This is a genomic window from Ruegeria sp. YKSD179, from assembly GCF_059612885.1.
Map to the genome: position 1 here is coordinate 1 of NZ_JBXWRL010000086.1, position 10,211 is coordinate 10,211.

The following is a 10,211-nucleotide window of genomic DNA, read 5'->3' on the forward strand; positions in this document are numbered from 1 at the left end:
GTCTCCGATGGATCCGACTCGAGCCGAAAGGACGCCGAATACCGCGCGACGATCGCGGGCCAATAATCGGCCGGCCTGCTTCAAAACAAGCGCCGGGCCAACCGCATTTAGAGCGAACTGGTTCATCATTTCCTGGGCCGAAAGCGAACGAATGGTTTTTTCGGGCGCAGCGCCATCAATCTCAAGCGCTCCGGTCGTGACAAAGATCAGGTCAAAATTGTCCTCCAATTGCGAAAGTTTTCTCTCTGCCGCCGCGGGGTCCATAAAGTCCAGATCATCGGACGATCGGGAAAGGCCGATTACCTTCGCGCCGCGCGCCTCTAGCTCATTGCGTAATGCTCCACCTATGCCGCCACTTGCGCCTATTATCAAAGCTTTTTCCATGACGGTACAGCTAGCGGTGTTTATCCAACGATCAACATGTACTGGCCAAATGGCTCATCCTTTGCCACACAAACAAAATTCCTGCTTTTCATTCCTTATTCGAACTGTATAACCTACGCACTATGATCAACCGTGCAGATATCCATTGTGCAAACGCCGCTTCAAGCGGCGTGTCTCTGCTCGGCCTACTGATCCTAATCCGCCTCTGAGCGTGCCATCCGGCGCGCCCGCTCAGAGGAGGACGGCAGCGCGCCATCGGATTTAGGACAGAACAGAAAGTGACCCCAATGACCAACGTGACCGACCAAGACCGCGTCTTGATCTTTGACACCACTTTGCGCGATGGCGAACAAAGCCCAGGTGCTACAATGACGCATGACGAAAAGCTCGAAATTGCCGAACTGCTGGACGAGATGGGCGTCGACATCATCGAAGCCGGTTTCCCAATTGCCTCGGAAGGTGATTTCAAAGCCGTTACGGAAATTGCACAGCGATCCAAAAACAGCCGCATTTGCGGCCTGGCACGAGCTAACTTTGCCGATATCGATCGATGCTGGGAAGCTGTGAAGCATGCAGAACAAAACCGCATCCACACCTTTATCGGAACATCTCCTCTCCATCGGGCTATTCCAAACCTGACACAGGACGAGATGGCGGAAAAGATTCACGAGACTGTTAGCCACGCTCGCAATCTTTGCGAAAACGTTCAGTGGTCTCCGATGGATGCAACGCGAACCGAATGGGATTACCTTTGCCGTGTCATCGAAATTGCGATCAAAGCTGGCGCAACTACGATCAATATTCCCGACACCGTGGGGTATACGGCACCTGTGGAATCCGCTGACCTGATCAAACGGCTGATCGAAACCGTCCCAGGTGCAGATGAAGTCATATTCGCGACCCACTGTCACAATGATCTCGGAATGGCGACCGCAAACTCGCTGGCTGCTGTTGCAGGCGGTGCCCGCCAGATCGAATGTACGATCAACGGGTTAGGCGAACGCGCAGGTAATACCGCTCTGGAAGAGGTCGTAATGGCCCTTCGTACGCGAAACGACATCATGCCTTGGCGAACCGGGATCGATACAACCAAGATCATGCACATTTCGCGTCGGGTAGCGACCGTTTCCGGATTTAACGTGCAGTTCAACAAGGCAATCGTCGGAAAGAATGCCTTTGCCCACGAAAGCGGGATCCATCAAGACGGGATGCTTAAGAACCGCGAAAACTTCGAAATCATGCGGCCAGAGGATGTCGGTTTGTCGGGCACATCGCTGCCGTTGGGCAAACACTCGGGCCGCGCGGCACTGCGCGAAAAGCTGAGCACTTTGGGATACGAGGTTGGCGACAACCAACTGAAAGACATCTTTGTAAGGTTCAAGGAGTTAGCTGACCGCAAGAAAGAAGTGTTTGACGACGACCTTATCGCATTGATGTCGCTGGACGATGACGACGGCAACGATCACTTGCAGTTAGTATCGATGAAGGTCACATGCGGAACGGTCGGCAAGGCCGAGGCAACCATCGAGATGGACGTAGACGGGCAAGAGGTCATAGCAACCGAAACTGGCGACGGTCCGGTGGACGCCGCTTTCCGGGCAATACGAAGGGTTCATCCAAACACCGCTCATCTGCAACTTTACCAAGTTCATGCAGTTACCGAAGGAACCGACGCTCAGGCCACAGTATCGGTTCGGCTGGAAGAGGACGGGATGATTGCAACCGGGCAGTCAGCCAATACCGACACTGTCGTGGCATCAGCCAAGGCTTACATTCACGCTTTGAACCGACTTATTGTTAGGAGGGAAAAGGCGGGGCCTGGCGCTGACGCGCGCGAAATCTCGTACAAGGATTTGTCATAAATACAAAAAGGGGCGGCCTGCCTGAGACCGCCCCTGTCTTCCCTTAGTCGCCGGGCTGATTTTGAGCAGCATGAAGCTAAACAGAGGCAAAGATTGTAACAAAAGCTCAGGATGAAAGCCGTCCAAACAAGCTGTCCAGTTCATTAGTGGTTTCGTTCAACCCAAATGGCGCATTGACCAGAAACATACCCGATCCGATCATCCCATGATTTTTTCGGGCCACGGGAAAGCGAACTTCATGTTGCAGGACCTTGGGTAACCTCAACTTTCCTAAAGCTTCCCGCATCGCCCAGTGACGTTGGTTACCCAAGATTGGATACCACACTGCGATCACCCCAACGTTCCACTTACGGTGCAACGACGAGATGATTTTCGGTAGCCGATCATAGTCGGCCTTGATCTCGTAGCTTGGATCTATCAACAACACGCCTCGCCGCGGTGTAGGTGGCAGCAATGACTGAGCAAGCTCAAAACCGTCCTGGTGGTAAGTTTTTGCATTTGTTGCAGCCATTGCATCAGAAAGCGCACGGTATTCCTGCGGATGAAGCTCTGCCAGATGCAGACTATCTTGAGGGCGCAACAAACTTGCCGCTATCATCGGCGACCCCGGGTATGCGGTCTTGCCAAACCGGGATTTGACCAACGTTATCGCCTGGTTCAGCGGGTGATCGGCGTCGAACCACCCTTCTTGCATCACCCGCTCTATCCCCGCTACTGCCTCGCCTGTGCGAATTGCCTCAATCGAATCCAACTGATAAAGCCCACGCCCTGAATGGGTCTCGACATAGGTTAATGGTTTGTCCTTTTGCGTAAGATAAGCCAGCGTTTGTGCCACAATCGCGTGCTTATGTACGTCTGCAAGGTTACCTGCGTGGTAAATGTGTTGATATGAGAGCATTTTGCCTTCTAAAGTCCCTACCATTAAGGCGGAAAGGTGCTGATTGTCGCGGAATCGGCCCTTTTACCGGACGAGTTGGCACCCTATAAGGCATCCGTCCCGGAACCGTCGAGTCGCGGGCAGTGGAAATTCTGACAAACGGGATCAGGGAATTATGGGCATCTTTGGCAATCTGGGCGGCCTGTTCACAGCGGACATGGCTATCGACCTCGGTACAGCGAACACGCTGGTTTATGTCAAGGGGCGCGGTGTGATCCTGTCTGAACCTTCCGTTGTTGCGTATCACGTAAAGGATGGCGTGAAAAAGGTTCTGGCGGTCGGTGAAGACGCCAAGCTTATGCTGGGAAGGACACCGGGTTCGATCGAGGCAATCCGCCCGATGCGCGAAGGCGTGATCGCAGACTTCGACACTGCTGAAGAGATGATCAAGCACTTCATTCGCAAGGTGCATAAACGCTCGACTTTTTCTAAACCAAAAATCATCGTCTGCGTCCCGCACGGTGCCACTCCGGTTGAAAAACGCGCCATCCGCCAGTCTGTTTTATCCGCAGGCGCGCGTCGCGCGGGCCTGATCGCCGAGCCAATTGCGGCTGCGATTGGTGCAGGCATGCCCATTACAGATCCAACTGGCAACATGGTTGTCGACATTGGCGGCGGAACGACCGAAGTAGCCGTTCTTTCATTGGGTGATATCGTCTACGCCCGTTCGGTGCGCGTTGGTGGCGACCGAATGGACGAGGCTATTATCTCGTACTTACGACGGCAACAGAACCTGTTGGTCGGCGAATCCACTGCCGAACGGATAAAGACCACAATCGGCACGGCCCGTATGCCGGATGACGGTCGCGGTCAGTCGATGCATATCAGGGGCCGCGACCTGTTGAACGGTGTGCCGAAGGAAATCGAAATCAGCCAAGCACAAGTTGCCGAAGCGTTATCAGAACCGGTCCAGCAGATTTGCGAAGCGGTAATGACCGCCTTGGAAACCACACCGCCCGATCTGGCTGCGGATATTGTGGACCGCGGCGTAATGCTGACAGGTGGCGGGGCTTTGCTTGGCGATCTGGATTTGGCGCTTCGAGAACAGACTGGTCTGGCTGTATCGATCGCAGATGAAAGCCTGAATTGTGTAGCCTTGGGCACCGGTAAGGCCTTAGAATACGAAAAACAGCTGCGCCACGCGATTGACTACGAAAGCTAAGGCGCGCACCCTCTGATCCGAGGGTACATTTTCGGACGCGAGCAGCACGGGAAGGAGTCCTGTGGCAAAAGACCGATCACAGCGCGACGAATACACAACCCCTCTGCGCAGACTGCTGCTGGGGCTTTTAGTTTTGTGCCTGTTAGGTATCTTTGTTGTCTGGCGCATCGACAGCCCGCGAGTGGAGCGTTTCAGGGCGCAAGTGGTGGATACGGTGGTTCCGTCGATGGAATGGGCCATGGTCCCTGTTACCGCCGCTGTCAATCTGGCTCGGGACTTTCAAAGCTATCAACGCTTAAGTGAGCAAAACCAGGAACTGCGCAGCGAGCTGCGCCGAATGCGAGCCTGGAAAGAGGCGGCACTGCAGTTAGAGCAGGAAAACGCCCGCTTGTTGGACTTGAACAATGTGCGGCTGGATGCTCGGCTTACATACATCACGGGGGTTGTCATGGCTGACAGTGGCTCCCCTTTTCGGCAATCGGTTTTGTTGAACGTTGGTGAACGAGACGGAATACTGGATGGCTGGGCGACCATGGATGGTATTGGTGTGGTTGGGCGCATTTCGGGCGTGGGGGCGGACACGGCTAGGGTCATTTTGTTGACCGATGCCTCAAGCGCAATCCCTGCAACTATTCAGCCCTCGGGCCAGACAGCGTTGATTATCGGTGACAATACCGCAAGTCCTGCGGTGGAATTCCTGGAGAATCGCGAACTTGTTCGACCAGGTGATCGTGTCGTTACTTCCGGTGACGGCGGAGTGTTTCCAGGTGGTCTTTTGATCGGGCAAATAGCAATTGATCCGGGCGGCAGGTTACGCGTCCGATTGTCTGCGGATTTCGAACGACTCGAATTTTTACGCGTGCTGCGCTTTCAACCCTCACCTGTCATCCGAGATCCAGGTGGGCTCGTCGGCCCGAAACAGCCCGAGGCAGCCTTGTCAACGCAGGAGGCAGGCGATGGATAATGCTGCCTCTAAACTCTGGCTAAAACGTTGCCTTTATGTCTTGCTTTCTTTTCTGGTCCTGTTTCTTCACCTGTTGCCATTGGATACAAAACCCGACCGCTGGCCGTTTCCCGACATTCTAATTGTTCTGACTTACGCGTGGTTACTGCGTCGACCTGGATATGTTCCCATGATCAGCATCGCCGCGATAATGTTGTTGGCGGACCTGTTGCTGCAACGCCCTCCAGGGTTAATGGCGGCATTGGTCGTTCTTGGTGCCGCGTACCTAAGGTCTGCTGCGCCCGGATTCCGCGATGCCGGTTTTGCAGCTGAATGGACTTCGGTTGCGGCGGTGATAACTGTGATTTTTGTCGCGAACGGCCTGATTTTGGGAATACTTTCCGTTCAACAGGCAGGTATGGGGTCAATCGCAATTCAGGCAATCGTGACGATATCGATCTACCCAGCAATTGTGCTGCTTAGCCAAGTGGCCTTCGGTGTAACGCGCGCATCCGTTACAGACAATACCACGGCCGGAGCACGCGCATGAAGCAACCTAAGCAAAAAGCACCTGGCCCAGCCTATAAACGTTTGCCCCGCAGGGCGCTGATATTGGGGGGAATGCAGGCGGTCTTCATCGGCGGTCTGGCCGCGCGTATGCGGTTCATGCAGGTCGACCAAGCAGATGAATACCGGCTGCTGGCCGAGGAAAACCGGGTCAATATCAGGCTAATTCCACCGTCACGCGGTCGCATCTACGACAGAAACGGCCAAATCATTGGCCAGAACTCGCCATCGTACCGGATAGTGATCGTTCGTGAAGACGCGGGAGACATTGACCAAGTTATCGCGAAACTCTCTGAACTTATTCCGCTGACTCAAGATGAAATCGAACGTGCAAAATCAGAGATGCGTCGCTCGGCCCCGTTTCTGCCCGTAACATTGGCTGATCAGGTGACGTGGGAAGACATTTCGAAAGTCGCCGTTAACGCTCCTGCTCTGCCCGGCGTGACACCTGAAGTCGGAATGACCCGCCAATACCCTCGTTATGAGGATTTTGCCCATGTGGTGGGGTATGTCGGCCCTGTAAGTGATTATGACCTGAGTCAGATCGAAGACCCAGAACCCGTGCTGCGTATTCCGCGGTTCCAAATCGGCAAGGTCGGCCTTGAGGCCAAACAGGAAATCAAGCTGCGGGGCAAGGCTGGCGCCAAGCGTGTTGAGGTTAACGCGACCGGTCGCGTCATGCGTGAACTGGATCGACAGGAAGGCGAAGCTGGCGCTGACCTTCAGTTGTCGGTCGATGCAGACCTGCAGCAATACGCGCAAGCCCGTTTAGCCGGTGAAAGCGCCGCTGCGGTTGTGATTGATTGTGAAAACGGTGACATCCGCGCCATTAGTTCGGCGCCAAGCTTCGATCCCAACCTCTTTGTCAGGGGTATATCGGTTGCCGATTACCGAGCCCTAACACAAGACAATTATCGCCCGCTGGCCAACAAAACAGTTCAAGGCACATACCCACCCGGCTCGACCTTCAAAATGATAACCGCAATGGCTGCGTTGGAGGCGGGTGTAATCAGTCCGTCCAGTACCGTTTATTGTCCAGGTCACCTAAAAGTCGGAAGCCGACGATTTCACTGCTGGAAACGCGGCGGCCATGGCACAGTCGATTTGGGGTTGTCTCTCAAACGTAGCTGCGACGTTTATTATTATGACGTTGCCTTGCGTGTCGGGATCGACAAAATTTCAGATATGGCACGCACATTCGGGCTGGGTGTAAAGCACGATATTCCAATGTCCGCCGTTGCCGCTGGATTGGCTCCAAACCAGGAATGGAAACAGCGTGTGCATGGCGAAGACTGGTTGGTCGGTGACACAGCCAACGCGTCGATCGGTCAGGGTTTCATGCTTGCTTCACCACTCCAATTGGCTGTTATGACGGCTCGGCTTGCTACGGGTCGCTCGGTGACACCACGGCTGGTGCGGTCAGCCAATGGAATTGAACAACCTTCGGGTGCCGGTGAACCATTAGCTGTGAACCGCAACAATCTTGAACAGGTTCGCAAGGCAATGTTCTCGGTCTCGAATGACCGCCGTGGCACCGCCTACCGTAGCCGCATCATTGCGGAAGACTTTCGCATGGCTGGAAAGACAGGCACCAGTCAGGTACGAAACATTACCAAGGCGGAGCGCGCAGCCGGCGTAATACGTAACGAAGACCTGCCTTGGGAACGCCGCGACCACGCTTTGTTCGTCAGCTTTGCGCCTTACGATAACCCGAAATATGCGGTGGCCGTTGTGGTAGAACACGGAGGAGGTGGATCCAAAGCAGCCGCGCCGGTCGCTCGCGATATTATGTTGCAGGCGCTTTACAACGGCACGCCCCCACTCGAAGCCTATCCATCGGCTGATCGCGAACGCATCAAAGAACAGCAAAAACTGTTGGAAGGCGATCGTCGTCCCAGAGCGCGTCCAGGTGAGAAGGACCGCGCATGAGCTATCTCGAATACGCAGTCAAATCCACACCATCTGGAGTTCGCAAGGTTCTGTATATGAACTGGCCACTTACCCTGTTGCTGGTAAGCGTGGCATGCGCTGGTTTTTTGATGCTATTCTCTGTGGCGGGCGGGTCATGGACACCGTGGGCCGAACCACAAATGGAAAGGTTCGGCCTGGGATTGGTGGTTATGTTTATAATAGCCGTCGTTCCTATCTGGTTTTGGCGCAACATGTCCGCAGTGGCCTATCTGAGTTCGATCGGATTGCTGATACTTGTCGAATTGGTCGGCGCCGTCGGAATGGGCGCCCAACGGTGGATTGATTTGGGTTTCATGCGGTTGCAGCCTTCGGAACTGATGAAGGTGACACTTGTCATGCTGTTGGCGGCTTATTACGACTGGCTACCCGCGCACAAAACTTCAAAGCCACTTTGGGTCATTCTTCCGGTAATTTTGATCCTTATTCCAACTTTGATGGTTCTGCGGCAGCCTGACCTTGGAACGTCCATCCTGCTGTTGGCCGCAGGTGGTGGGCTAATGTTTCTGGCAGGGGTTCACTGGGCTTATTTCGCTGCTGTTATCGCTGCAGGCGTCGGATTGGTGACTACAGTATTCAAAAGCCGCGGAACAGATTGGCAATTATTAAAAGATTATCAGTTCCGCCGCATCGATACATTTTTGGATCCGTCTACCGATCCGTTGGGCGCGGGTTATCACATTACGCAATCCAAAATCGCTTTGGGATCCGGCGGCTGGAACGGGCGTGGGTTCATGCAGGGCACACAATCGCGCCTGAATTTCTTGCCTGAAAAACACACCGATTTCATTTTCACCACATTGGCCGAAGAGTTCGGTTTCGTCGGGGGTATCACCTTGCTGATACTTTACGGCCTGATTCTGGTGTTCTGCATGGTCACTGCGCTGTCGACGAAGGACCGGTTCTCGTCGCTGGTAACATTGGGTATTTCATTGAATTTCTTCCTGTTCTTTGCGGTCAATATGTCCATGGTCATGGGTTTGGCACCGGTTGTGGGTGTCCCACTACCAATGGTCAGTTATGGTGGCTCCGCCATGCTGGTCTTGATGGCGGCGTTTGGTATTGTCCAAAGCGCTCATATTCACCGTCCCCGTTAATTCGAAAGGTCCAGCATGACCGTGAAAGTCCTGTTTTCCGCGCGTGCCGAACTGTGGCCCGAATACCGGCCACTTCTTTCCAAAGGTCTGTTGGACGCGGGCCTGGACTTCGATCTGGCGACAGAGATACCACCTGAAAAAGTCGACTACGTAGTCTACGCTCCCAACGGCGGCCTATCTGATTTCAGGCCCTTTGGCCGGTTAAAAGCAGTTCTCAGCTTATGGGCCGGGGTCGAAAGTATAACGGACAACGAAACGTTGAACGTACCGCTGGCTCGGATGGTGGATCATGGGCTGACCGAAGGTATGACTGAATGGGTCGTGGGACACGCGCTGCGATATCATCTTGGCATGGATAAGCACATTACGTCTCAAGATGGGACTTGGATACCCGAAGCACCGCCACTCGCGTCGCAGCGCCGTATTTTAATATTGGGTCTGGGCGCTTTGGGTGAGTCTGCAGCCCGCGCTCTGGCCGCGCTAAACTTCAAGGTCACGGGTTGGAGCAGGACTCAGAAAAACATCCCGGGAATTAAATCTTTAAGCGGCACCAAGGACTTGAAACAAGCACTTTCACAGGCCGAAATAGTAGTCCTTTTGTTACCTGAAACTCCGGCAACTGAGAATATTCTGGACACCCAGTCGCTTGCTCTGTTGCCGCAAGGAGCCAAGATCATAAATCCAGGACGCGGCCCGCTAATCGATGACGACGCGTTACTGGCGGCCTTGAATAGCGGTCAGGTTGGCCACGCAACTCTCGACGTGTTCCGAACGGAACCTTTGCCACCGGATCACCCCTATTGGAAACATCCAAACGTAACCGTTACGCCGCATATCGCATCAGAAACCCGGCCCGTAACCGCAGCGCAAGTCATCTGCGAGAATATTCGGCGTGGCGAACGTGGCGAGCCGTTTCTGCATCTTGTAGATCGCGACCTGGGTTATTGAGTACTCAAGCCGCGATCAATCCTCGCCCCTTTAACAGCGCTTCCACCCCTGGCAGGCGCCCGCGAAACTCAAGGTATAGCTCTTCCGCCTCTCGCGAACCACCAGTCGAAAGAATGCTATCCTCCAGTGCCTTGGCGCGTTCAGGATCAAAGGCACCGCCTGCTTCTTCAAATGCAGCGAAAGCGTCTGCATCCATGACCTCGGACCACATGTAGCTGTAATAACCCGAGCTATAGCCATCGCCGGCAAAGACATGCGCGAAATGCGGGGTCGCATGGCGCATACCGATCGCCGCTGGCATCCCTATTTCGTTCAAAAGCTCAGCCTGTTTCGCCATCGGATC

Annotated in this window: 10 protein-coding genes; 7 read left to right on the forward strand and 3 right to left on the reverse strand. The window is 54.3% G+C overall.

The features are described 5' to 3' along the window. On the reverse strand, positions 1–384 hold a 384-nt coding region (locus AC2FNE_RS23480; protein WP_496806436.1), incomplete at its 3' end, for an NAD-dependent epimerase/dehydratase family protein. Positions 385–671: 287 nt separating this feature from the next. Here AC2FNE_RS23480 and AC2FNE_RS23485 point away from each other — a divergent pair. Next, positions 672–2,246 carry a 2-isopropylmalate synthase gene (locus AC2FNE_RS23485; protein ID WP_170475117.1) on the forward strand — a complete coding sequence of 525 codons (1,575 nt, stop codon included), beginning with the start codon at positions 672–674 and terminating at the stop codon, positions 2,244–2,246. Between the two features lie 106 nt (positions 2,247–2,352). Here the strand turns inward: AC2FNE_RS23485 and AC2FNE_RS23490 are convergent, their stop codons facing one another. After that, positions 2,353–3,144, reverse strand: a complete 792-nt coding sequence (locus tag AC2FNE_RS23490) for a 23S rRNA (adenine(2030)-N(6))-methyltransferase RlmJ (protein WP_170606088.1) — start codon at positions 3,142–3,144, stop codon at positions 2,353–2,355. A 154-nt stretch (positions 3,145–3,298) separates the two neighbouring features. On the opposite strand from AC2FNE_RS23490, the gene AC2FNE_RS23495 reads away from it, so the two are divergent. The 6 genes from AC2FNE_RS23495 to AC2FNE_RS23520 all read left to right on the forward strand — a co-directional run bounded on the left by AC2FNE_RS23495 (position 3,299) and on the right by AC2FNE_RS23520 (position 9,868). Continuing rightward, complete coding sequence (locus tag AC2FNE_RS23495; RefSeq protein WP_039523195.1) at positions 3,299–4,345, forward strand: rod shape-determining protein; 1,047 nt, start codon at positions 3,299–3,301, stop codon at positions 4,343–4,345. 61 nt (positions 4,346–4,406) lie between these two features. Then, complete coding sequence (gene mreC / locus AC2FNE_RS23500; RefSeq protein ID WP_170475111.1) at positions 4,407–5,309, forward strand: rod shape-determining protein MreC; 903 nt, start codon at positions 4,407–4,409, stop codon at positions 5,307–5,309. Beyond that, positions 5,302–5,838, forward strand: a complete 537-nt coding sequence (locus tag AC2FNE_RS23505) for a rod shape-determining protein MreD (protein ID WP_496806437.1) — start codon at positions 5,302–5,304, stop codon at positions 5,836–5,838. Before mreC ends, AC2FNE_RS23505 begins: the two co-directional genes overlap by 8 nt. Next, on the forward strand, positions 5,835–7,784 hold the full coding sequence (gene mrdA, locus AC2FNE_RS23510; RefSeq protein WP_496806438.1) for a penicillin-binding protein 2: 1,950 nt from the start codon (positions 5,835–5,837) through the stop codon (positions 7,782–7,784). The genes AC2FNE_RS23505 and mrdA overlap by 4 nt, the downstream gene beginning before the upstream one ends. Beyond that, entirely contained in the window at positions 7,781–8,920 is a 1,140-nt protein-coding gene (rodA, locus tag AC2FNE_RS23515) for a rod shape-determining protein RodA (RefSeq protein WP_170606084.1), read from the forward strand. Before mrdA ends, rodA begins: the two co-directional genes overlap by 4 nt. A 15-nt stretch (positions 8,921–8,935) precedes the next feature. Then, complete coding sequence (locus AC2FNE_RS23520) at positions 8,936–9,868, forward strand: 2-hydroxyacid dehydrogenase (protein ID WP_496806439.1); 933 nt, start codon at positions 8,936–8,938, stop codon at positions 9,866–9,868. Between the two features lie 4 nt (positions 9,869–9,872). Here AC2FNE_RS23520 and AC2FNE_RS23525 read toward each other — a convergent pair. After that, the coding region (locus AC2FNE_RS23525; RefSeq protein ID WP_496806440.1) for a M3 family metallopeptidase at positions 9,873–10,211 on the reverse strand (339 nt) is incomplete at its 5' end.

What these genes read in the sequence shown, in the direction of transcription:
- AC2FNE_RS23520 (WP_496806439.1), top strand. Translation starts at nt 8,936, where the DNA reads ATGACCGTGAAAGTCCTGTTTTCCGCGCGTGCCGAACTGTGGCCCGAA.
- AC2FNE_RS23495 (WP_039523195.1), top strand. Translation starts at nt 3,299, where the DNA reads ATGGGCATCTTTGGCAATCTGGGCGGCCTGTTCACAGCGGACATGGCT.
- AC2FNE_RS23490 (WP_170606088.1), bottom strand. Translation starts at nt 3,144, where the DNA reads ATGCTCTCATATCAACACATTTACCACGCAGGTAACCTTGCAGACGTA.
- AC2FNE_RS23485 (WP_170475117.1), top strand. Translation starts at nt 672, where the DNA reads ATGACCAACGTGACCGACCAAGACCGCGTCTTGATCTTTGACACCACT.
- rodA (WP_170606084.1), top strand. Translation starts at nt 7,781, where the DNA reads ATGAGCTATCTCGAATACGCAGTCAAATCCACACCATCTGGAGTTCGC.
- AC2FNE_RS23505 (WP_496806437.1), top strand. Translation starts at nt 5,302, where the DNA reads ATGGATAATGCTGCCTCTAAACTCTGGCTAAAACGTTGCCTTTATGTC.
- mrdA (WP_496806438.1), top strand. Translation starts at nt 5,835, where the DNA reads ATGAAGCAACCTAAGCAAAAAGCACCTGGCCCAGCCTATAAACGTTTG.